Source organism: Bradyrhizobium sp. B117 (genome assembly GCF_038969555.1).
Taxonomy (GTDB): Bacteria; Pseudomonadota; Alphaproteobacteria; order Rhizobiales; family Xanthobacteraceae; genus Bradyrhizobium.
This window is the reverse complement of sequence record NZ_CP152414.1, coordinates 4,120,850-4,141,361: the sequence shown is the minus strand read 5'-3', so window position 1 is coordinate 4,141,361 and position 20,512 is coordinate 4,120,850. Positions and strand designations below refer to the sequence as shown.

Below are 20,512 nucleotides of genomic sequence, written 5' to 3'. Positions count from 1 at the left end.
TATCGCGATGACAAAGCCCTTTACCGGCGGCTGCGCCTGCGGCGCGATCCGCTATTCGATCATCGGTGATCCCCTCTTCAGCAATCACTGCCAGTGCCGGGACTGCCAGCGCGAAAGCGGCAGCGGACACGGCTCGTACGCGAACTTCGCGCGCGCCGGTGTCACGCTGACCGGCGAGGCGAAGCACTGGGACATGGTCGGCGACAGCGGCAATGTGAAGACGCGCGGCTTCTGTCCGCAGTGCGGCCTGCCGGTCTACATGACCTTCGCCGCCATGCCCGAGATCTTCACGATCCGCGCCGCTAGCCTCGACGAGCCGGCCCGCTACAAGCCGCAAGCCGTGACTTACGCCGCGCGCGCCCATGATTGGGATCGCCTCGATCCCAACTTGCCAACATTCGCAGGCATGCCGCCGGGCTGAGGCGCCAGATTCCTGTTTTGACGCGTTTTCTTTACCCGAACCGGTATCCACTTCGCTCGAAAACGCTTTAGGCAAAATCCAGCACCATGCGGCCGTCGATCTTGCCGGCCTTCATCCGATCGAAGACGTCGTTGATTTGCGCAAGCGGCACCTTCGTCACCTCGGCCTTGACCTTGCCGTCGGCGGCGAAGGCGATGGCTTCGTCGAGATCGCGCCTCGTGCCGACGATGGAGCCGCGCACGGTGATGCGCTTGAGCACGACGTCGAAGATCGGCGTCGGGAATTCGCCCGGCGGCAAGCCGACGAGGCTGACGGTGCCCTTGCGGCGCACCATCTTCAGCGCCTGCGCGAACGCCGCGGTCGAGACCGCCGTCACCAGCACGCCGTGGGCCCCTCCTCCGGTCGCCGTCAGCACCTTGTCCACGGCATCGGCTTCAAGCGCGTTGACCGCGAGATCCGCACCAGACTCGCGTGCGAGCGCAAGCTTGTCCTCGGCGATATCGATGGCGGCGATCTTGAACCCCATCGCCTTGGCGTACTGGATCGCGACATGACCAAGCCCGCCGACGCCTGAGATCGCGACCCACTCGCCGGGCCGCGCGTCGGTCTCCTTCAGTCCCTTGTAGGTGGTGACGCCGGCGCAGAGGATCGGCGCGATGGCAGCGAAGTCGATCGTCGCCGGCAGCTTGGCGGCGAAGGCGGCCGAGGCGATGACGTATTCGGCAAACCCGCCGTTCACGCTGTAGCCGGTGTTGTGCTGGTGCTCGCACAGCGTCTCCCAGCCGGTCTGGCAATATTCGCAAGCCATGCACGCATCGTGCAGCCAGGCGACGCCGACGGCATCGCCGATCTTCAGATTTTTCACGCCGGGCCCGAGCGCGGCGACGATGCCGGCGGCCTCATGGCCGGGAATGAAGGGCGGTGCCGGCTTCACCGGCCAGTCGCCGGCGGCAGCGTGCAGGTCGGTGTGGCAGACGCCGCACGCTTTCACCTTGACCAGGACCTCGCCGGGGCCGGGCTGCGGCACCGGCACGTCCTCGATCACCAGCGGTTTGCCGAATTGTTTGACGATGGCGGCTTTCATGGTCGGCATCTGTCTGCTCCGTTGCAATACGAAGGGCAGACTAGCGATGCCGCGCGGCGTGCCCTTGATCGGAGTCAAACGGCGCAACTTTATGTGGCGCGGATAGCATGATGACAGGGACGTGAAGGCTAAGTGGACGTCACGTCAGTTATGGAACTTCAAGCCATCGACGATCTTGTCGATCACCTTGCGCTCGGCGCGCATCGCGATCCCGACGAGGTTGAGATCGGTGCGCGCCACGGCCCTCACCGCCTCACGATTGGCGGCGTCATGCGTGGTCTTGAACATGTCCTCGGTATAGACCGCCGGCTTCACATTGCGCGTCAGCGCGCGGTCGAGTGCCCGCGACAGCGCGGGGCCGTCGGCGCCGTAGATCAGGATCGGCTGGCCGATCAGCGGCAGATATTTCGTGCTTGAAGCGTCCTCATAGGGATCGCCGATACATTCGGGAAACGCAGCTGCGATGCCGCTGGTGAGAAAGGACGCGACGTTGAGCTTCTGCCAGGCCTGAAGGTCGGTACGGATCACGACGGCGATCTTGGTGTCGAACTGCATATGCTTCCTCGGCTGTCATTCCGGGCTCGATGCTACGCATCGCCCCGGAACGACAGCAAGAGGAATCAGCCCTTGGCGTCGCAGGCCCAGGCGCGGATCACGCATTCCTTGCCGCCGTATTTGTAGCATTCGCGCGTGGCGGCATTGAGCGAGGCGGCGATCTTCGGCTTGACGGCGTAGCCATAGGCGCCGCAGGGGTTGGTCATATCGACCGACATCGCAGCGCAGGCGCGCTTCATCGTCACCGTTGTGCAATCGCCCTTGCACTGCTTCTGCGCCGCGGCGCGCGCTTCGTGCTCGGCGCCGTAATCATAGGCCTGGCCATAGGCGCCGCACTTGCCGACCGCAATGGCGCCGGCCGCGTGCGCATCCGTGACGTGGCGAGCGCCCGCGACACAAACCGACAGCGCAAAGAAAAACATCGCGCAACGGCGCGCGACGGCATTTGAAGTCATGGAAAGCCCCTCCCCCCAAGGCAGGTGGAGGGGACTCTAAGCGGCGGTCGTTTCCACTTGGTGAACGGGTGGTTGAAAAGCCGCGCGGACGAACAAACCGCTCTATACATCTTTTAGTTGTATTATTCAATCGCATCATTTAAGGTAGTCGCAGATTATCAGCTCCAATCAGAGATCCGGAGGAAACGACCATGCGTCACGGCAAAGGAATGCTGTTGGGACTACTTGTATCGGCGTGCCTGATCGGATCGGCGCAGGCGCAGAGCGTGAACTGGACCTGGACCAACCAGTACGGCTCGACACTGGCCATCACCAGCTTCAACCAGAGCACGGGCGCAATCGCAGGGACCTACATCAACAACGCGGCGAACAGCTGCGATGAGGGCAAGCCGCAAGGCGTGACCGGTTGGCTTGTCTACGGCAACACCGGCACCGCGATCAGCTTCTCGGTGAATTTCGTCGGCTGCGGCTCGACCACCGTCTGGACCGGGCAGTTGAACAATTCGGCGGGATTCCAGGGATTGTGGTATCTGTCGCTGGCCGAAACGGTGGCTTGGAACGGCATCAGCGCGGGCGCTGACACGTTCACGTTCAACAGCGGCGACAAGGCCCTGCTGATGAAGGAAGGCGTCAGTCTGAAGTCCGGCGTCGAGAAGCTGTCGAACACCAAGAAATAGACGAGCAGCGCGATCAGCTTCGGATAGGTTGGCGACTTGTCCGCCGACGTCGTAGAGCTGCGGCGGACGAAGCCGGCTGACTACCCCGCTCGCTGCCGCGATCCTTTTGATGACGGCATGCGGCTTGCCGACGACATCGCATGCCCCGCCCCTCTGGCATCATTGCGTCCGCCTAAGTAGGCTGACCGCTGTAGTCCGGGAGGAGAAGCCTGATCGTGATGAAGTCCTTGTCACTCGTCATACTCGCCATCTTGTCGACGACACATGTTTGCTCCGCCGAGCAACAAGGCGGAGCTTTTCGCGACGCCTACCTCTGCCCGGGGCGAGGACCATCTTCCGTCTGCGTGTACGGGACAATCCCGAAGGGCGCGCAGGTCACGGTGATCGCCAAGGACTGGAAGAGCGCAGCCCAGCCGAAGGAAAGGTTCTCGAACAAGAACGAGGAATTCCAGAACGGCATTGCAACCAGCACACGGCTACAGGTCGCAACCCAGCCGCCGAAAGACGCCGCCATGATCGCCGTGCTGGCGCCGGCAGATGCCGTCAACGAAGTCAGGCTTCAAGAGGTTCAGGATCCGGCTCTCGTTGACAAGATCGGCCGGTACGTCAAGAGCGCCAAGGAGCTCAATCTCGATCCGGACATCCGCCTGTTGCAGACGCGCCTGCTCCGGCTTTCGCCGACGATCCTGCTGTCCGAGACATTTCTCAGTGCCCCCAGCGATGTGGCTGAACTGACCAAGCAGCTCCCGATCGGCTGTGACGCCTGTGAGAAAGTGCCGCTGCTGGCCGGAACTGGTCTGCACGACCTCTTCCAATCGGTCCGCTCATCGAAAAAGACCAGCGTGGAGCACACCTGCGGCGGCATCAAGCTGGCCTTCACGCTGACCGGCCGAACCTATGCGCTCAGCCAGGCGTTCACCTGCGAAAGCGATGCCATGATGGCAACGCTAGTCCACGATGTTTCGGGACCTGCTCCAAGCCTGGTGCTCAAGGTCGTGGGCGGCCTGTAGCAGACACGCACGCCACTCTCCGCGATCAGGAGCGCCGTAGGGTGGGCAAGCGACTTGTCCGCCATAGCTCGAAGAGCGACGGCGGAAGCGTGCCCACCACCAGTCAGCGATCACGATGCGACGAGATGTTGGGCACGGCGCTTCGCGCCTTTGCCCATCCTACGCCAGCGTCAGCCGCGGCGTGCCGCTTCCAGCGCCTGCGGCGTGTCGATGTCGAGGAAGGCGCTCTCGCCATCCACGGGCACTTCGGCAACCGCCTCTGTGTGCTTGGCGATCAGGTGCCGTGCGCCAACATCGCCGTCGAGCGTCATTAACTCCCTGAAGAAGCGGCGCGACCACAGCACGGGATTGCCGCGGCGGCCTTCGCTGACGGGCACGACGATCAGGTTGCCACGGTCCGGGGCAAAACTGTCGATGAGGCGATCGATCAGGCCGGCATCGATCAGCGGCATGTCGCCGAGACAGACGATTGCGCCGTCGCAGGTCTCCGGCACGGCGGCGATGCCGGCCTTGACCGAGCTCGCGATGCCGCCGGCGAAATCCGGGTTCTTGACGAAGCGCACCTTCAAGCCCTGCAGCGCCTGCTCGACCAGCTCGGTCTGATGGCCGGTGACGACGATCACCTCGGATGCCTTGGATGCCAGCGCCTGCTCGGTGGCGATCCGCACCAGCTTCTTGCCATCGAGCTCGGCGAGCAGCTTGTTCGGCCCGCCCATGCGGGTCGAGCGGCCCGCCGCGAGCACGATAGCCGCAACCTGGCTATTGCCCTCGGTCTCGGGCTTGGCGCGCGGCTGCGGGCGCGTCACGATCTCCATCAAGAGGCCGCCGACGCCCATGCCCATCAGCTCGGACCGCGTCACCTTGATGCCGGCGAGCAGCCGCATCAGCACCCAGTCAAACCCATTCTCGACCGGCGAGCGGGCGCAGCCCGGCGCGCCCAGCACCGGCACACCGCCGGCGCGCGCGATCAGCAAGAGATTGCCGGGATCAACCGGCATGCCGAAATGCTCGATCTCGCCGCCGATGCCGGTCACGGCCGCCGGAATGACGTCGCGACGGTCGGCGATCGCGGACGCGCCGAACACAATGACGAGCTCGGCGCCGAGCCCGAGCAATTCCTTGATCGCGACCGACAGCGCATGTTCGTCGTGCTGGACCCGCCGCTCGGCGATGATGCTGGCGCCGGCCGGCGCGAGCCGCTCGGCGGTGACGCGCAGGGTCTTGTCGACCACCTTCGAAGAGAGGCCCGGCAGCAGCGTCGAGACCACGCCGACGCGCTTGATGACATAGGGCGCAATCTTCAGCACGTCCCTGCCGGCGGCCTTCACCGCGGCATCGCGCAAGGTCCCTTCGACCCCGAACGGGATGATCTTGACGGTGCCGACCATCTCGCCCTCGACCACCGGCTTGTAGGCGGTGAGCGTGGCAAAGGTGATGGCCTCGTCGATATTGTTGATGCGGTCGACCGCGGCACGGTCGATCACCAGCACGCCCGGCTGCGCAGCGAACAGATTTGCGCGGCCGGTGAAGGCGCGCTCGACATGGATGCCCTCGCCGCCGATGGCAAGCGCAATGCTGGCGGCCGCGACGTCCTCGGAGACGTCGCCCTGCTCCATGCGCACCACGACGATATCCTGGATGCCGGCGCGCTCGAGCGCCTCGACCTCGGCAGACCCGATCGTCGTGCCCTTCTTCAGCACCAGCGGACCCTGGCGCAGGGTATGGACGGTCACCCCGCCGATTGCATCTCTGGGGCTCGCCGGTCCGAACTTCATGCCGCTTCTTCTTTTTCTTTTGGTGGCAGACGCAGCACTGCCGTGATCTCGGCCATGATGGCGACCGCGATCTCGGACGGCGAGACCGCGCCGATCGCAAGGCCAATGGGCGCGTGGATGCGCGCGATGTCGCTTTCCTTGGCGCCCTGCGCCCGCAGCCGGTCGCCGCGCTTGGCATGCGTCTTCCGCGAGCCGAGCGCGCCGATATAGAAGCAGTTGCGCTCGAAGGCGTGCAGCAGCGCGGGATCGTCGATCTTGGGATCGTGCGTCACCGCGACGAACGCCGTATAGGCATCGACATTGAGCGGCGGCAGCGCCGTGTCGGGCCATTCGGCAACGAGCGGAATGTCGGGAAAGCGCTCCGGGCTGGCAAAGGCCGTGCGCGGATCGACGACGGTGACGTCATAGCCGAGCGAGCGCGCCAGCGGCGCCAGGGCCTGGCTGATATGGACCGCGCCGATGATGACGAGCTTTGCGGTCGGCGCGTAGACGTTGAGGAAGAGCTTCTTGCCGCCGGCCTCGACATTGGCGCTCTTGCCCATGCGAAGCTGCTTTTCCAATTCAGCCCGCAGCGGGTCCTTGGCGAAGTCTGCGGCCTTGACCAGGCGCTGCTCGCCGCTCTCGGTGTCCGTCACCAGAATCGCCGGCCGGCGCGCGGCGCGTTCGGCGTTGAGTTCGTGCAGGATCGCGAGCTTCACGGCTAGCCGACCTTCTCGACGAAGACGCGGATGGTGCCGCCGCAGGACAGACCGACGTTCCAGGCGGTCTCGTCGGCGACGCCGAACTCCAGCATCTTGGGCTTGCCGCTCTCGATCACGTCCATGGCCTCGGTGACCACGGCGCCCTCGACGCAGCCGCCGGAGACGGAGCCTAAGAACGTGCCCTCATCGTTGATGACGAGGCTCGAGCCTGCCGGGCGCGGGGCCGAGCCCCAGGTCTCGACGACCGTCGCCAGCGCGACGCCACGGCCGGCCTTCTGCCAGTCCTCCGCCGCCTTCAGAATATCCTCGTCGCGATCGAGCATGGGTTGCCTCTCAAGCTGCGGAGCGGATCAGGCTGCGGTGATGCGGCGGCAGCGGCTGGGAGAGCGTCGTGATCAGCTCCTGGATCGAACTCAAATTATGTACCGGGCGGAATTCGTCAACGTGCGGGAGCATCATTTTGATGCCCTGGGCCTTGGCTTCGAAGCCGCCGAAGCGCAACAGCGGGTTGAGCCAGATCAACCGGCGGCAGGACCGGTGCAGCCGGTCCATCTCGAAGGCCAGCCTGGAATCGGCCTCCCGCTCCAGCCCGTCGGAGATCAGGAGCACGATGGCGCCCTGGCTCAGCACGCGCCGCGCCCACAATTTGTTGAAGTTGTGCAGCGAGGCCGAAATCCGCGTGCCGCCGGCCCAGTCCTCGACCGAAGCCGAGCAGCTCGCCAGCGCCTCGTCGGGGTCGCGCTGGCGCAGCGCCCGTGTGACGTTGGTGAGACGGGTGCCGAACAGAAACACCGAGACGCGCTTGCGCGCGTCGGTGATGGCGTGGAGGAAGTGCAGGAACAGGCGGGTGTACTCGCTCATCGAGCCCGAGATATCGAGCAGCGCGACGATCGGCGCCGGCTTCTCGATCCGCCCCAAGCGATGGATGTCGATGATGTCGCCGCCGGTGCGTAAGGACGCGCGCAGCGTGCGGCGCAGGTCGAGACGCAGCCCGCGCGGATCGCGCTGGTGCCGGCGCGTCAGGAGCTCGGCCTGCGGCAGGTGCATCCGCGCGATCGCGCGCAGCGCCTCGCTGATCTCCGCCGCGCTCATTTGCGCAAAATCCTTCTTCTGAAGGATCTCCTTGTCGGAGACCGACAGGCGCAGGTCCTGCTCCTGGTGCTGCGGCGTCTCGGTCATGCGCGGCTGCGACATCGCCTCCTGCACGCGGCGGGCGCCGGCCTGCGGCTTCTTCTTGGCCTGCTCCGGCAGCGGCACCGAATCCAGCATGTGCTTCCACTCTTCCGAGGCGCGGAAGAACAGGTTGAAGGCCTGCCTGAAGATCTGCGCATGCTCGTGGCGCTTGACGAAGATCGCCTCCAGCGTGGTGAAGACGTCGGACCGGTTGCCGATGTCGATCACCTGCAGCGCGCTCATCGCATCGATGACGGCCCCTGGGCCCACCGGCATGCCGGCAGAGCGCAGCGCGCGGGCGAAGCCGACGATGTTGTCGGCGAACTGCTCGGTTTGCTCGGGCGCAAGGTGGTTGATGGCCATGGTTTCGTATCCATCCCCTCGTCATTCCGGGGCGCGACGAAGTCGCGAGCCCGGAATCCATTCATCCACCAACTCCGCGGCCCGATGGATTCCGGGTTCGCCATCCAAGTCGGCTGTTGCCGACTTGGACATCTGAGATTCCGAACTCGGGTAAACCCGAGTTCGGACGCGCGCCCCGGAATGACGAGCACGTCAATTCTCGCTCGTCGCGTCCTTCAGCACCTTCTGCAAGGCATCGCCCTGCATCCGGGTGATGTCGTCCTGGTACTTGAGCAGCGCGCCCAGCGTGTCGCCGACCACCTGCGGGGTCAGCGAGCGGGCATCGAGCTCCGACAAAGCGGTGGCCCAGTCGATGGTCTCGGCGACACCAGGCGACTTGTAGAAATCCTGGTTGCGCAGGGCCTGCACGAAGCGCACGACTTGCTGCGAGAGTTTTGCCGAGATGCCGGGCACGCGCGTCTTGACGATGGCGAGCTCGCGCTCGGCGGCGGGATAATCGACCCAGTGATAGAGGCAGCGCCGCTTCAGCGCGTCGTGGATCTCGCGGGTACGGTTGGAGGTGATGATGACGATCGGCGGATGCGGCGCCTTCACGGTGCCGAATTCGGGGATGGTCACCTGGAAGTCGCTGAGGATTTCGAGCAGGTACGCCTCGAACGCCTCGTCGGCGCGGTCGAGCTCGTCGATCAAGAGCACCGGCGGGCCGGCCACATCAGGCTCCAGCGCCTGGAGCAGCGGCCGCTTGATCATGTAGCGATCGGCGAAGATGTCGCTCGAGAGCTGATCGCGATCGGTATCGCCGGCGGCTTCCGCCATCCGGATCGCGATCATCTGCGCGGCGCTGTTCCACTCATAGACCGCGGAGGAAACGTCGAGGCCCTCATAGCATTGCAGACGGATCAGCTTCCGCCCCAGCGCCGCCGAGAGCACCTTTGCGATCTCGGTCTTGCCGACGCCGGCCTCGCCTTCCAGGAACAGCGGCCGGCCCATGCGCAGCGACAGATAGGTCACCGTCGCCAGCGACCGCTCGGCGAGATAGCCGCGCGACGTCAAGAGTTCGAGCATCGCATCGACCGATGCCGGCAAAGCACCGGAAGAATTGGCCGCTGAATTCATGAAAAAGCCAGTCTCGCTACGCCCCTACCAGGGACAAGTTTGGCCGAGGCGTGAGGTTCACTCAAGCCTTGGCGTTGGCGGCGTCGAGGGCACGCCGCGTCAGCACCCCGATGAGATGCGCGCGATATTCGGCGCTGCCGTGGATGTCGCTGTTGAGGCCGTCCGCCGGCACCTCGATGCCTTCGATCGCCTTCGACGCGAAGCGCTTCTTCAGGGCTTCCTCGAACGCGGTGACGCGGAACACACCTTCGGAGCCGGCGCCGGTGACGGCGACCCGCACGTCCGACGGACGCCGGGCCACGAACACGCCGACCAGCGCATAGCGCGAGGCCTGGTTGCGGAATTTGACGTAGGCCGCCTTCTTCGGCAGCGGGAACATCACCTTGGTGATGATCTCGTCCGCTTCCAGGGCGGTCGAGAACAGGCCCTGGAAATACTCCTCGGCCTTGAGGCGGCGCTTGTTGGTGACGATGGTCGCCCCGAGCGCAAGCACCGCGGCGGGATAGTCGGCGGTCGGATCGTTATTGGCGAGCGAGCCGCCGATCGTGCCCCGGTGGCGCACGGCGGGATCGCCGATCTGGCCGGCGAGATCCGCCAGCGCCGGGATGGCTTCACCGACGATGGCGGAGGTCGCGACCTCCGCGTGCTTGGCGGTGGCGCCGATCACCAGCGAGCGGCCCTTCATCTCGATCGTGTCGAGCCCCTCGATATGGGAGAGGTCGACCAGATGCGGGGGGCTGGCGAGACGCTGCTTCATGACGGGAATCAGCGTGTGGCCGCCGGCGATCACCTTGGCGTCTTCGTTCTTCACCAGGAGGTTGGCGGCCTGCCGCACGGTCCCGGGGCGGTGATATTTGAATTCGTACATCTGAATGTCCTGATCGCGGGATGCGCGGGTTAGGCGAGATCGGATTTCGCCATCGCCTTGGCGCCGGCGGAGATCGAGGCGACGATGTTCTGGTAGCCGGTGCAGCGGCAGAGATTGCCTTCCAGCTCCTCGCGGATCGTATGGTCGTCGAGCTCGTGGCCCTTGCGATGGACGATGTCGATCGCGGTCATGATCATGCCCGGCGTGCAGAAGCCGCACTGCAGGCCATGGTGCTCGCGGAAGGCCTCCTGCATCGGATGCAGCGGCGCGCCGTCGGCAGCCAGCCCCTCGATCGTCTTGACCTCATGGCCGTCGGCCATCACGGCAAGCGTGGTGCAGGACTTCACGGCCTTGCCGTCGAGATGCACGACGCAGGCGCCGCACTGTGAGGTGTCGCAGCCGACATGGGTGCCGGTCAGGCGCAGATTCTCGCGCAGGAACTGCACCAGAAGCGTGCGGGGATCGACATTGGCCGTCACAGGATTGCCGTTCACGATGAGGGAGATTTTTGCCATAAGCACTCTCTATCAGCGCCCCGACGGGTCCCGTCGAAGCGTTCTTATAATTATTCCAACCCATCATATGGGCCATTGTCCCCTGGGGCAACATCACCCCGGACGCAAGCCGCCATGCCGAAAGGCGATAGGTTTCAGCCCTGTACCGCCTTGGCGAAATTCGCGAAAAACTCGTCGGCCAGTTTCTTGGCGGTGCCGTTGATCAGGCGCTGGCCGAGCTGCGCCAACTTGCCGCCGATCTGCGCCTCGACATCGTAGGAGAGCAGCGTGCCGCCGTCCTTCTCAGCGAGCTTGACCGCGGCGCCGCCCTTGGCGAATCCGGCCACGCCGCCCTCGCCTTCACCTGAGATCTTGTAGCCGTTCGGCGGGTCGAGATCGCTCAGCATGACCTTGCCCTTGAAGCGCGCCGACACCGGCCCGACCTTCATCTTTGCCGTTGCACGGAAGCCGCCGTCCTCGGTCTTCTCCAGCTCCTCGCAGCCGGGGATGCAGGCCTTGAGCACCTCGGGATCGTTGAGCTTCTCCCAGACCGCCTCGCGCGGCGCCGCAAGCTGGACTTCGCCGTTCATCGTCATGGCCATGGGGCGCCTCCCGGATCTTGTCACTCTGGTGCTGCTCAAGTAACGCACGGAGGCGGCAAAGGAAAGGGCGGCGCCCGGTCACGTGCAATGCATATTCGCAACTGCAAAAAGCTTGCGCCGATGGTTTGGGATTGGCACAGGCGACCCATGGTGGTTAGGTCCCGCATAATATGAGCACATCCCTCTCCCCCCTGCTCGCGCCGATGCTGTCGAGCCCGGCCATGCGCGCGATCTGCGACGACCGGTCGACCCTCCAGTACATGCTCGATTTCGAGGCAGCCCTGGCACGCGCCGAGGCCGCGACGGGCGTGATTCCCGCATCTGCGGCGGGACCGATCGAGGTGGCGTGCAAGGCTGACACCTTCGACATGGCCGCGCTGGCCGAGGCTGCGACGCGGTCGGGCAATCTCGCGATCCCCCTGGTCAAGGCGCTGACCGCCAATGTCGGCAAGGTCGATGCGGAGGCCGCCCGCTACGTCCATTGGGGCGCGACCAGCCAGGACGTCATCGACACCGCGACCATGCTCGGCTTGCGCGCTGGCATCGACGCGCTGGACGCCGACCTCAGCCGTGCCATCAAGGGCTTTGCCGCACTGGCGCGCAAGCACCGCAACACCGCGATGGTGGCGCGGACCTGGCTGCAGCACGCGCTGCCGATGCCGTTCGGACTGAAGGCCGCGGAATACGCGTCGAGCCTTGCCCGCGCACGCTGCCGGCTGCGGCGGCTCCGCCGCGAGGGCCTCGCGCTGCAATTCGGTGGTGCCGCCGGCACGCTCGCCGCGCTCGGCGACAAGGGGCTCGTCGTTGCGGAACGATTGGCGCAGGAATTGAGCCTGCCGCTGCCGGAAGCGCCCTGGCACACCCATCGCGACCGGATCGCCGAGGCGGCTTCATGCTTTGCGATTCTCGCCGGCAGCTGCGGCAAGATCGCCCGCGACGTCTCGCTGCTGATGCAGACCGATGTCGGCGAAGCGTTCGAGCCCGCCGGCGAAGGCCGCGGCGGCTCCTCGACCATGCCGCACAAGCGCAATCCGGTCGCAGCCGCAAGCGCGCTCGGCGCTGCCACCATGGCCCCGCAGCTCGCCGCAACGATTTTTGCAGCCCAGGTGCAGGACCACGAGCGCAGCGCCGGCCCCTGGCACGCGGAATGGCCGACACTGCCGCAATTGATGCTGGTCGCCTCCGGCGCGCTCGCCGCCATCGTCGACATCGCCGAAGGCCTCGACGTCGATGCCGCGCGCATGCGCAGCAATCTCGATGCGACCCATGGGCTGATCATGGCCGAGGCCGTCACCTTCGCGCTCGCCGACAAGATCGGCAAGAGCGATGCACATCATCTGATCGAGGCCGCGAGCAAGCGCGCGGTTGCCGAGAAGAAGCATCTGCGCGAGGTGCTGTCGGCCGATTCGCAGGTCACCACGCATCTTTCACCGGAAAAAATTGCGGCATTGTTCGAGCCGATGGCCTATCAAGGCGCATCGCAGGCCTTGATCGACCGCCTGCTCGCTTCGTTGGATCTCTCCTGATGTCATTGCCGGGCTTGACCCGGCAATCCATCATCTAGGATAGATTCACTTTCTGGATGGATGCGCGGGTCAAGCCCGCGCATGACAAGGAACATGCAATGCCCATGATCGATGCCGACGGTTGCCTGATCAACGTCTCCGTCGAGGGCCGCGACGGCGGGCCGACCCTGATGCTCTCCAATTCGCTCGGCTGCACGCTGCAGATGTGGGAGCCGCAGATGAAGGCGCTGACGCAGGTGTTCCGCGTCATCCGCTACGACCGCCGCGGCCACGGCAGGTCCAACGTTCCGCCGGGCCCCTACACGATGGAGCGGTTCGGCCGCGACGTGCTCGCGATCCTCGACGACCTTAACATCGAGAAGGTGCATTGGTGCGGCCTGTCGATGGGCGGCATGGTCGGGCAATGGCTGGGCGCCAATGCGCCGGAGCGCTTCGGCAAGCTGATTCTCGCCAACACCTCCTGCTACTATGCCGAGCCGACCAAATGGCTGGAGCGCATCGACGCCGTGAAGAAGGGCGGCATCGCGGCGGTCGCCGATGCCGTGCTGGCGGGCTGGCTCACGGCTGATTTCCGCGAACGCGAGCCCGAGATCGCCGCTAAGATGAAATCGATGCTGCTCGCCTCCCCCGTCGAAGGCTATCTCGCCTGCTGCGAGGCGCTGTCGACGCTCGACCAGCGCGCGCTGCTGCCGAAGATCAAGAGCCCGACACTGGTGATCGCCGGCCGCCACGACATGGCGACGCCGATCTCGGCGGGCGAATTGATCCGCTCCAGCATTCCCGGCGCCAGCATGACCATCATCGACGCCGCCCACATTTCCAACGTCGAGCAGCCGCACGCGTTCACCGACGCAGTGGTGGGCTTCTTGACGCAGCGATAGCAACAACCGTCATTGCGAGGAGCGTAGCGACGAAGCAATCCAGACTGCCTCTGCTGACGCATTTCTGGATTGCTTCGCTACGCTCGCAATGACGGAGAGGAGGATAGAATGGACGACCAGAAGCGCCGCGATGCCGGCATGAATGTGCGCCGCAAGGTGCTGGGCAATGCCTGGGTCGACAAGTCGGTCGCGAACCGCAACGCCTTCAACACCGACTTCCAGGACCTGATCACGCGCTACGCCTGGGGCGAGATCTGGACGCGGCCGCATTTCGACGAGCGCACGCGGCGCGTGCTCGTGATCGGCACCATGGTCGCGCTCGGGCAATGGGACGAGTTCCGCCTGCATGTGCGGGCGGCGCTCGCCGAGGGCGGCTTCACGCCCGACGACATCAAGGAAATCCTGTTGCAGCAGGCAATCTATTGCGGCGTGCCGGCGGCGAACCACGCCGTCAAGGAAGCCTCAGCGATTGTGCAGGAGCTCGGCCTGCTCAAGAGCTAGCGGCGCAGGCGCCTCGACGGCCTTCTGAACCATCTTGGGCGCTGCCGCCGGCTTCTCGATCACCACCACGATGGCGGCACCGAGCAGGAGCAGGAGCTCGGTGGCGTGCAGCCGCAGCGCGGCCATCTCGCCGACCTTGGAGGCCATCACCATGCTGGCGAACGAGATCAGGCTGCCGATCGCCAGCGCGATCCCGAGCGCCTCGTCGCTGCTGCCGCTCTTGCGGGTGCGCGGAATGCACAGCAACACGAGATAGATCGCGAAGAACGCCACCACGGTCGCCCGGCCGAGCGCCAGCAGCCAAGCCGCGCGCACCGTTTCCATTCCCGCCATCTGGAGATGGTCGCTGAGGAACAGGGCGACCGCGACACTCGGCCGCTCGTAAAGGCCGTGCACCGGCGCGATCATGATGTTGAAGGCGACGAGGGCCCAGGCCGGAATGAAATAGGCCGCCAGCAGCGCGCCGTTCACCGAGCCGATCCGCCAATTCCTGAACATGCCGCTTCCCGCTTCGCCTGCCACGCGCCTTCACTGGGAAGGCTTTGCCGGGAGCTAACTCGCATCAGACTGTGGCGGCAATTTAAACCCTTTATTTACCTTAACTGGCCCGGCGCATTGCCTGCCAAAGAAAAAAGGCCCCGCCTTTCGGCGGGACCTCTCTTACTACTCTCCGCTCTTGGACTCCCTAAGTGGACTCCCTTGGACTCCCAAAGTTTATTCCTGATTGCGTTGGCCGCTCTGCTGGCCGGGGCGGTCGCCCTGGCGCATCGGGTCGTTCTGCTGCTGCTGTCCGGGTTTCTGACCGCCGCCCTGCTGCTGCCCTGGCTGACCGGGGCGCTGCTGGCCGGGGTTCTGACTCTGCTGGCCCGGATTCTGGTTCTGCTGCTTCGTCATTCGGGGAAACTCCCTTGTTGGACGTCAGAGCGGAGATAACGTGCCGCCCGCATTTTGGTTGCCCTGCGGAACCCGGTTCCCGCACCTGCGGAACCGCCGAAATGACGTCCGTAGCCGAAATGACCTCTGTACAAGCCTTTATGCCGAGGCCTCGGCTGTTGCGGCGGCCAGTTCCCTCCTGTTAGAAAACGAGACGAACGCTCAAGGGCTGCCGGGGCCCAAGAACTCTCTCTCAAGAGCTCCCTTTGAGCCGCGTCAGGTTGGTACGGCAGTCCATGGATTATTTCGCCCAGCAGCTCATCAACGGCCTTGTACTCGGCTCGATCTACGGCCTGATCGCCATCGGCTACACGATGGTCTACGGCATCGTCGGCATGATCAATTTCGCCCATGGCGACATCTTCATGATCGGCGGCTTCATCGCCCTCATCACCTTCCTGATCCTGGTTTCGCTCGGCCTGACCGCGATCCCGGTCATCCTGCTCGTGGTGCTCCTGGTCGCGATGGCGATCACGGCGCTCTATGGCTGGACCATCGAGCGCATCGCCTACCGGCCGCTGCGGCATTCCTTCCGCCTCGCCCCGATGCTGTCGGCGATCGGCATGTCGTTCGTGCTGACCAATTATTCGCAAGTTGCGCAAGGTGCGCGCGTCAAGCCGATCCCGCCCTTCATCACCGGCGGCTACACCCTGCATGAGAGCCCGGACGGCTTCGTCATCCAGCTCTCCAACATCCAGATCATGGTGGTCGTCACTACCATCGTGCTGCTCGCCATCTTCACCTGGCTGGTCTCGCGCACGCGGCTCGGGCGCGACATGCGCGCCTGCGAGCAGGACCAGACCATGGCGGCGCTGCTCGGCGTCGACGTCGACCGCACCATTTCCATGACCTTCGTAATCGGTGCCGCGCTCGCCGCGGTCGCCGGCCTGATGTACCTGCTCTATTACGGCCTGGTCGATTTCTTCATGGGCTTCGTCGCCGGCATCAAGGCGTTCACCGCAGCCGTGCTCGGCGGCATCGGCTCGCTGCCGGGCGCCATGCTCGGCGGCCTTGCGATCGGCTTGATCGAGACGTTCTGGTCGGCCTATTTCTCGGTCGAGTACAAGGACGTCGCGGCGTTCTCGATCCTGATCGTCGTGCTGATCTTCATGCCGACCGGCCTGCTCGGCCGTCCCGAAGTCGAAAAAGTCTGACGGTCCGCGCGTGACAGCCCTCTCGCAAGATACCGCATCCGCAAGTCGCTCCGCCGGCATCCTCCCCCTTCTGAAGACAGCCTTCTTCAACGCGCTGGTCGCGCTGGTGCTGTTCTCGCTGATGGTCGGCATCCGCACCGAGGCCGGATCCGACGGCCAGCTCACCTATTGGACGCGCTTCGGCGAGCTTGCATCCCTCGTTGCCGCAGTATTCGGCGGCTCGATCGTGATCGAGCTGCTGCGGCAATGGATCGGCCCGACCGGCGCCGAGAAGCTGGTGCCACCAGCCGTGCAGAGCGGAATGTCGTTCATCGGCCGCTATCTCGCGCCCGCGCTCTTGATCTTCACGCTGTTGGTGCCCGTCATCTTCTATAACCAGCGCTACATCCTCGACCTCGCGATCCTCGTCCTCACTTATGTCATGCTGGGCTGGGGATTGAACGTCGTGGTTGGGCTCGCCGGCCTGCTCGATCTCGGCTACGTCGCCTTCTACGCGGTCGGCGCCTATTCCTACGGCCTGCTCGCCACCAATTTCGGCTGGTCGTTCTGGATCTGCCTGCCTCTCGCCGGCATCCTCGCCGCGTTCTGGGGCGTGCTGCTCGGCTTTCCCGTGCTGCGGCTGCGCGGCGACTATCTCGCCATCGTGACGCTCGCCTTCGGCGAGATCATCCGCCTCGTCATCATCAACTGGCAGGAGCTCACCGGCGGCCCCAACGGCGTCTCCGGCATTCCGCGCCCCACCTTCTTCGGCATTCCGCTCGACAACAGCGACGACGGGCTCGCGGCAAAACTCGGCATCGAGTACTCCCCGACCCACCGCATCGTCTTCCTGTTCTATCTGATCCTGGCGCTCGCGCTGCTGACCAACTGGGTCACGATCCGCCTGCGCCGCCTGCCGATCGGGCGCGCCTGGGAAGCGTTGCGCGAGGACGAGGTCGCCTGTCGCGCGCTCGGCATCAACACGACGACGACGAAGCTCACGGCGTTCGCGACCGGGGCCATGTTCGGCGGCTTTGCCGGCGCGTTCTTCGCGACGCGCCAGGGCTTCATCAGCCCTGAATCCTTCACCTTCCAGGAATCGGCCTTGGTGCTCGCCATCGTCGTGCTCGGCGGCATGGGCTCCCAGCTCGGCGTCGCGCTCGCCGCCCTCGCCATGATCGGCGGCTTCGAGCTGTTCCGGGGCCTGGAGGGCTACCGCATGCTGGTGTTCGGCATGGCCATGGTGCTGATCATGATCTGGCGGCCGCGCGGCCTGATCGGCCATCGCGCCCCGACCGTGTATCTAACCAAGGCGCAGGCGATTTCCTCCGACCTGGTCAAGGAAGGCCACGGATGAGCGGCGACAGGATCCTCAGTGTCGACCGGCTCACCATGCGCTTCGGCGGCATCGTCGCCGTGCAGGACCTCTCTTTCGCCGCCGAGCGGAAGAAGATCACCGCTTTGATCGGGCCGAACGGCGCCGGCAAGACCACCGTATTCAACTGCATCACCGGCTTCTACAAGCCGAGCGGAGGCACCATCCGCCTCACCCATGACGACGGCCGGGTGATCGCGCTGGAGCGGCTGAACGATTTTCGTATCGCCAAGCAGGCCAAGGTGGCCCGCACCTTCCAGAACATCCGCCTGTTTCCCGGCATGACCGCGCTGGAGAATCTGATGGTGGCGCAGCACAACGCCTTGATGCGCGCATCCGGCTTCACCTTCCTCGGCCTCGTCGGCGCCCCCGTGTACCGCGACGCCGAGAAGCACGCGATCGACCTCGCCACCGATTGGCTCAGGCGCGTCAACCTGCTCGACCGCGCCGACGACGCCGCCGGCAACCTCGCCTATGGCGACCAGCGCCGGCTCGAGATCGCGCGCGCCATGTGCACCGAGCCGGCGCTGCTGTGCCTGGACGAGCCCGCCGCCGGCCTCAACGCGCGCGAGAGCGCCGCTCTCAGCGAGCTGCTGCTCTCGATCCGCAACGATGGAACCTCGATCCTGCTGATCGAGCACGACATGTCGGTGGTGATGGAGATCTCCGACCACATCGTGGTGATGGATCACGGCGTCAAGATCGCCGAAGGCTCGCCCCGCGAGGTCCGCGACGATCCCAAGGTGATCGCCGCCTATCTCGGCACCGACGAGGACGAGGCGGCGGCGGTGATGGAGAGCGGGTCGTGACGTCGCCCACTCCCCTGCTCGCGATCCGGGGCCTGCGTGCAGCCTACGGCAAGATCGAGGCGCTGAAGGGCGTCGATGTCGAGATCAACGCCGGCGAGATCGTGGCGCTGATCGGCGCCAACGGGGCCGGCAAGTCGACGCTGATGATGACGATCTTCGGCAAGCCACGCGCCCGCTCGGGGCAGATCCTGTACGAAGGCCGCGACATCACCGGCGTTCCCACCCACGAAATTGCGCATTTGCGCATCGCGCAGTCGCCGGAAGGCCGCCGCATCTTCCCGCGCATGAGTGTCGCCGAGAACCTCCAGATGGGCGCGGACGCCACCGGATGCACCGACGCGGAACGCGAGGCGACGCTGCAACGCGTCTTCACGCTGTTCCCGCGGCTGAAGGAACGTTACGCCCAGCGCGGCGGAACCCTGTCCGGCGGCGAGCAGCAGATGCTGGCGATCGGCCGCGCCTTGATGAGCCGCCCCCGCCTGCTCCTGCTCGACGAGCCCTCGCTCGGGCTCGCGCCGCTGATCGCCCGCCAGATTTTCGACGCGATCCGCACCCTGAACCGGCAGGACGCCCTGACCGTGCTGATCGTCGAGCAGAACGCCAACCACGCGCTCAAGCTCGCCCATCGCGGCTATGTCATGGTCAATGGCCTGATCACGCTGGCGGGCACCGGCGCCGAGTTGCTGCAGCGCCCCGAAATCCGCGCCGCCTACCTCGAAGGCGGCCGGCACGGCTGACCGGGCCAGAAAGCGGATCGCGTGCGGCGGAATGTGGCGAGATATCTCCACACATGCCCGTATTTTGCCGGTGACTTCTCCTCGAATTCATTCAAGAATGGCGCCGGTTTGGACCGGGCAGGCCCGGCAACTTCCACAGGCGACCACCCGCGAGGTATCTCATGAAATCACTGAAGCTCATCGGACTGGCATTCGGCGCATCGCTCGCGCTGTCGAGCGCGGCATTCGCGCAGGATGTCACCGTCGCAGTCGCAGGCCCGATGACCGGCGGCGAGTCCGCCTTCGGCCGCCAGATGAAGAACGGCGCCGAGATGGCCGTCGCCGATATCAACGCCGCCGGCGGCGTCAACGGCAAGAAGCTCGCGCTCTCCGTCGAGGACGATGCCTGCGATCCGAAGCAGGCACGCTCGGTCGCCGAGAAGATCGCCAGCGCCAAGATGCCTTTCGTCGCCGGACATTATTGCTCCTCGTCGTCGATCCCGGCCTCGGAAGCCTATGCCGACGGCAACGTGCTGCAGATCACCCCGGCCTCGACCAATCCGCTGTTCACAGAGCGCAAGCTCTGGAACGTGGCGCGCGTCTGCGGCCGCGACGATCAGCAGGGCCTGATCGCGGCGCAGTACATCGCCAAGAACTACAAGGGCAAGAACATCGCCATCCTCAACGACAAGACCACCTACGGCAAGGGTCTTGCCGACGAGACCAAGAAGGCGCTCAACAAGGCCGGCATCACCGAGAAGATGTACGAGTCCTATAACAAGGGCGACAAGGACTTCAACGCGATCGTCTCGCGCCTGAAGCGCGACAATATCGACCTCGTCTATGTCGGCGGCTATCATCAGGAGAGCGGCCTGATCCTGCGCCAGATGCGCGACCAGGGCCTCAAGACGGTGCTGATGGCCGGCGACGCGCTCGCCGACAAGGAGTACGCCTCCATCACCGGCCCCGCCGGCGAAGGCACCCTGTTCACCTTCGGCCCCGATCCGCGCAACAAGCCGACCGCCAAGAAGATCGTCGACGCCTTCAAGGCCAAGAACATCGACCCCGAAGGCTATACGCTCTACACCTACGCGGCGATGCAGGTGTGGTCGCAGGCTGCCAAGAAGGCCGGCACCACCGACGCCAAGAAGGTCATGGAGGCGATGAAGGCCGGCAAGTGGGACACCGTGATCGGCCCGATCGAGTATGACGCCAAGGGCGACATCAAGCAGATCGACTACGTCGTCTACAAATGGGACGCCAAGGGCGGCTACGCCGAAGTCCGCGGCAACGGCACCTAAGCGCGCTTGCCAGGCCTCAAGGCCACCATGCCGATCATGACCG

General features: G+C 65.2%; 24 protein-coding genes. 11 read left to right on the top strand and 13 right to left on the bottom strand.

Annotated elements, in window-relative coordinates:
• Positions 1–7 precede the first annotated feature (7 nt).
• On the top strand, positions 8–421 hold the full coding sequence (locus AAFG16_RS20210; RefSeq protein WP_342740324.1) for a GFA family protein: 414 nt from the start codon (positions 8–10) through the stop codon (positions 419–421).
• A gap of 67 nt (positions 422–488) precedes the next feature.
• Here AAFG16_RS20210 and adhP read toward each other — a convergent pair whose 3' ends face one another.
• From adhP to AAFG16_RS20195, 3 genes are all read right to left on the bottom strand, one after another.
• Positions 489–1,514, bottom strand: coding sequence for an alcohol dehydrogenase AdhP (gene adhP / locus AAFG16_RS20205; protein WP_283086031.1), 1,026 nt, complete (start codon positions 1,512–1,514; stop codon positions 489–491).
• Between the two features lie 135 nt (positions 1,515–1,649).
• Positions 1,650–2,060, bottom strand: coding sequence for a DUF2000 family protein (locus AAFG16_RS20200; RefSeq protein ID WP_283086030.1), 411 nt, complete (start codon positions 2,058–2,060; stop codon positions 1,650–1,652).
• 65 nt (positions 2,061–2,125) lie between these two features.
• Positions 2,126–2,515 (bottom strand): DUF4189 domain-containing protein, encoded by a 390-nt coding sequence (locus AAFG16_RS20195; protein ID WP_283086029.1) that lies wholly within the window; start codon positions 2,513–2,515, stop codon positions 2,126–2,128.
• Between the two features lie 191 nt (positions 2,516–2,706).
• On the opposite strand from AAFG16_RS20195, the gene AAFG16_RS20190 reads away from it, so the two are divergent.
• The gene (locus AAFG16_RS20190) at positions 2,707–3,192 is read left to right on the top strand and encodes an avidin/streptavidin family protein (protein WP_342740323.1); all 486 of its coding nucleotides are present in this window, start codon (positions 2,707–2,709) and stop codon (positions 3,190–3,192) included.
• Positions 3,193–3,536: 344 nt separating this feature from the next.
• Positions 3,537–4,202 (top strand): hypothetical protein, encoded by a 666-nt coding sequence (locus tag AAFG16_RS20185; protein WP_342740322.1) that lies wholly within the window; start codon positions 3,537–3,539, stop codon positions 4,200–4,202.
• Positions 4,203–4,372: 170 nt separating this feature from the next.
• Here AAFG16_RS20185 and AAFG16_RS20180 read toward each other — a convergent pair whose 3' ends face one another.
• The 8 genes from AAFG16_RS20180 to AAFG16_RS20145 form a co-directional block, all read right to left on the bottom strand.
• Positions 4,373–5,977, bottom strand: coding sequence for a molybdopterin-binding/glycosyltransferase family 2 protein (locus AAFG16_RS20180; protein ID WP_283086026.1), 1,605 nt, complete (start codon positions 5,975–5,977; stop codon positions 4,373–4,375).
• Positions 5,974–6,675 carry an XdhC family protein gene (locus AAFG16_RS20175; RefSeq protein WP_283086025.1) on the bottom strand — a complete coding sequence of 234 codons (702 nt, stop codon included), beginning with the start codon at positions 6,673–6,675 and terminating at the stop codon, positions 5,974–5,976. Before AAFG16_RS20175 ends, AAFG16_RS20180 begins: the two co-directional genes overlap by 4 nt.
• 2 nt (positions 6,676–6,677) lie before the next feature.
• A complete protein-coding gene (locus tag AAFG16_RS20170; RefSeq protein WP_008564652.1) occupies positions 6,678–7,001 on the bottom strand; it encodes an XdhC family protein in 324 nt (107 codons plus the stop codon).
• A gap of 10 nt (positions 7,002–7,011) precedes the next feature.
• Positions 7,012–8,214, bottom strand: coding sequence for a VWA domain-containing protein (locus AAFG16_RS20165; RefSeq protein ID WP_283086024.1), 1,203 nt, complete (start codon positions 8,212–8,214; stop codon positions 7,012–7,014).
• 192 nt (positions 8,215–8,406) lie between these two features.
• A complete protein-coding gene (locus tag AAFG16_RS20160) occupies positions 8,407–9,330 on the bottom strand; it encodes a MoxR family ATPase (protein WP_027560185.1) in 924 nt (307 codons plus the stop codon).
• Positions 9,331–9,391: 61 nt separating this feature from the next.
• On the bottom strand, positions 9,392–10,198 hold the full coding sequence (locus tag AAFG16_RS20155) for a xanthine dehydrogenase family protein subunit M (RefSeq protein WP_283086023.1): 807 nt from the start codon (positions 10,196–10,198) through the stop codon (positions 9,392–9,394).
• 29 nt (positions 10,199–10,227) lie between these two features.
• Positions 10,228–10,713 carry a (2Fe-2S)-binding protein gene (locus AAFG16_RS20150; RefSeq protein ID WP_014494194.1) on the bottom strand — a complete coding sequence of 162 codons (486 nt, stop codon included), beginning with the start codon at positions 10,711–10,713 and terminating at the stop codon, positions 10,228–10,230.
• A 134-nt stretch (positions 10,714–10,847) separates the two neighbouring features.
• Complete coding sequence (locus AAFG16_RS20145; protein ID WP_027560188.1) at positions 10,848–11,294, bottom strand: carbon monoxide dehydrogenase subunit G; 447 nt, start codon at positions 11,292–11,294, stop codon at positions 10,848–10,850.
• A 170-nt stretch (positions 11,295–11,464) separates the two neighbouring features.
• Here AAFG16_RS20145 and AAFG16_RS20140 point away from each other — a divergent pair, with 170 nt between their 5' ends.
• From AAFG16_RS20140 to AAFG16_RS20130, 3 genes are all read left to right on the top strand, one after another.
• Positions 11,465–12,820 carry a 3-carboxy-cis,cis-muconate cycloisomerase gene (locus AAFG16_RS20140; protein ID WP_283086022.1) on the top strand — a complete coding sequence of 452 codons (1,356 nt, stop codon included), beginning with the start codon at positions 11,465–11,467 and terminating at the stop codon, positions 12,818–12,820.
• 98 nt (positions 12,821–12,918) lie between these two features.
• Positions 12,919–13,701 (top strand): 3-oxoadipate enol-lactonase, encoded by a 783-nt coding sequence (gene pcaD / locus AAFG16_RS20135; RefSeq protein WP_342740321.1) that lies wholly within the window; start codon positions 12,919–12,921, stop codon positions 13,699–13,701.
• Positions 13,702–13,809: 108 nt separating this feature from the next.
• Positions 13,810–14,202 (top strand): carboxymuconolactone decarboxylase family protein, encoded by a 393-nt coding sequence (locus tag AAFG16_RS20130; RefSeq protein WP_283086020.1) that lies wholly within the window; start codon positions 13,810–13,812, stop codon positions 14,200–14,202.
• On the opposite strand, the gene AAFG16_RS20125 is transcribed toward AAFG16_RS20130, so the two are convergent.
• Together AAFG16_RS20125 and AAFG16_RS20120 are read right to left on the bottom strand one after the other, a co-directional pair.
• Entirely contained in the window at positions 14,164–14,700 is a 537-nt protein-coding gene (locus tag AAFG16_RS20125) for a hypothetical protein (protein ID WP_283086019.1), read from the bottom strand. The genes AAFG16_RS20130 and AAFG16_RS20125 overlap by 39 nt on opposite strands.
• 216 nt (positions 14,701–14,916) lie before the next feature.
• The gene (locus AAFG16_RS20120; protein WP_283086018.1) at positions 14,917–15,096 is read right to left on the bottom strand and encodes a hypothetical protein; all 180 of its coding nucleotides are present in this window, start codon (positions 15,094–15,096) and stop codon (positions 14,917–14,919) included.
• A 275-nt stretch (positions 15,097–15,371) separates the two neighbouring features.
• Here AAFG16_RS20120 and AAFG16_RS20115 point away from each other — a divergent pair, with 275 nt between their 5' ends.
• The 5 genes from AAFG16_RS20115 to AAFG16_RS20095 all read left to right on the top strand — a co-directional run bounded on the left by AAFG16_RS20115 (position 15,372) and on the right by AAFG16_RS20095 (position 20,469).
• Positions 15,372–16,289 (top strand): branched-chain amino acid ABC transporter permease LivH, encoded by a 918-nt coding sequence (locus AAFG16_RS20115; protein ID WP_283086017.1) that lies wholly within the window; start codon positions 15,372–15,374, stop codon positions 16,287–16,289.
• Between the two features lie 10 nt (positions 16,290–16,299).
• Positions 16,300–17,625 (top strand): high-affinity branched-chain amino acid ABC transporter permease LivM, encoded by a 1,326-nt coding sequence (gene livM, locus AAFG16_RS20110; protein ID WP_283086016.1) that lies wholly within the window; start codon positions 16,300–16,302, stop codon positions 17,623–17,625.
• Positions 17,622–18,452, top strand: a complete 831-nt coding sequence (locus AAFG16_RS20105) for an ATP-binding cassette domain-containing protein (RefSeq protein WP_283086015.1) — start codon at positions 17,622–17,624, stop codon at positions 18,450–18,452. Before livM ends, AAFG16_RS20105 begins: the two co-directional genes overlap by 4 nt.
• On the top strand, positions 18,449–19,189 hold the full coding sequence (locus tag AAFG16_RS20100; protein WP_283086014.1) for an ABC transporter ATP-binding protein: 741 nt from the start codon (positions 18,449–18,451) through the stop codon (positions 19,187–19,189). The genes AAFG16_RS20105 and AAFG16_RS20100 overlap by 4 nt, the downstream gene beginning before the upstream one ends.
• A 161-nt stretch (positions 19,190–19,350) precedes the next feature.
• Positions 19,351–20,469 (top strand): branched-chain amino acid ABC transporter substrate-binding protein, encoded by a 1,119-nt coding sequence (locus AAFG16_RS20095; protein WP_283086013.1) that lies wholly within the window; start codon positions 19,351–19,353, stop codon positions 20,467–20,469.
• The last annotated feature ends 43 nt before the right edge of the window (positions 20,470–20,512 follow it).

Excerpts from the sequence above, each read along its gene's own strand:
- AAFG16_RS20145 (WP_027560188.1), bottom strand. The coding sequence starts at position 11,294 with ATGGCCATGACGATGAACGGCGAAGTCCAGCTTGCGGCGCCGCGCGAG.
- AAFG16_RS20160 (WP_027560185.1), bottom strand. The coding sequence starts at position 9,330 with ATGAATTCAGCGGCCAATTCTTCCGGTGCTTTGCCGGCATCGGTCGAT.
- AAFG16_RS20125 (WP_283086019.1), bottom strand. The coding sequence starts at position 14,700 with ATGTTCAGGAATTGGCGGATCGGCTCGGTGAACGGCGCGCTGCTGGCG.
- AAFG16_RS20095 (WP_283086013.1), top strand. The coding sequence starts at position 19,351 with ATGAAATCACTGAAGCTCATCGGACTGGCATTCGGCGCATCGCTCGCG.
- AAFG16_RS20155 (WP_283086023.1), bottom strand. The coding sequence starts at position 10,198 with ATGTACGAATTCAAATATCACCGCCCCGGGACCGTGCGGCAGGCCGCC.
- AAFG16_RS20115 (WP_283086017.1), top strand. The coding sequence starts at position 15,372 with ATGGATTATTTCGCCCAGCAGCTCATCAACGGCCTTGTACTCGGCTCG.
- AAFG16_RS20150 (WP_014494194.1), bottom strand. The coding sequence starts at position 10,713 with ATGGCAAAAATCTCCCTCATCGTGAACGGCAATCCTGTGACGGCCAAT.
- AAFG16_RS20120 (WP_283086018.1), bottom strand. The coding sequence starts at position 15,096 with ATGACGAAGCAGCAGAACCAGAATCCGGGCCAGCAGAGTCAGAACCCC.
- pcaD (WP_342740321.1), top strand. The coding sequence starts at position 12,919 with ATGCCCATGATCGATGCCGACGGTTGCCTGATCAACGTCTCCGTCGAG.
- AAFG16_RS20200 (WP_283086030.1), bottom strand. The coding sequence starts at position 2,060 with ATGCAGTTCGACACCAAGATCGCCGTCGTGATCCGTACCGACCTTCAG.
- adhP (WP_283086031.1), bottom strand. The coding sequence starts at position 1,514 with ATGCCGACCATGAAAGCCGCCATCGTCAAACAATTCGGCAAACCGCTG.
- AAFG16_RS20140 (WP_283086022.1), top strand. The coding sequence starts at position 11,465 with ATGAGCACATCCCTCTCCCCCCTGCTCGCGCCGATGCTGTCGAGCCCG.
- AAFG16_RS20210 (WP_342740324.1), top strand. The coding sequence starts at position 8 with ATGACAAAGCCCTTTACCGGCGGCTGCGCCTGCGGCGCGATCCGCTAT.
- AAFG16_RS20105 (WP_283086015.1), top strand. The coding sequence starts at position 17,622 with ATGAGCGGCGACAGGATCCTCAGTGTCGACCGGCTCACCATGCGCTTC.
- AAFG16_RS20165 (WP_283086024.1), bottom strand. The coding sequence starts at position 8,214 with ATGGCCATCAACCACCTTGCGCCCGAGCAAACCGAGCAGTTCGCCGAC.
- AAFG16_RS20170 (WP_008564652.1), bottom strand. The coding sequence starts at position 7,001 with ATGCTCGATCGCGACGAGGATATTCTGAAGGCGGCGGAGGACTGGCAG.
- AAFG16_RS20195 (WP_283086029.1), bottom strand. The coding sequence starts at position 2,515 with ATGACTTCAAATGCCGTCGCGCGCCGTTGCGCGATGTTTTTCTTTGCG.
- AAFG16_RS20180 (WP_283086026.1), bottom strand. The coding sequence starts at position 5,977 with ATGAAGTTCGGACCGGCGAGCCCCAGAGATGCAATCGGCGGGGTGACC.
- AAFG16_RS20190 (WP_342740323.1), top strand. The coding sequence starts at position 2,707 with ATGCGTCACGGCAAAGGAATGCTGTTGGGACTACTTGTATCGGCGTGC.
- AAFG16_RS20130 (WP_283086020.1), top strand. The coding sequence starts at position 13,810 with ATGGACGACCAGAAGCGCCGCGATGCCGGCATGAATGTGCGCCGCAAG.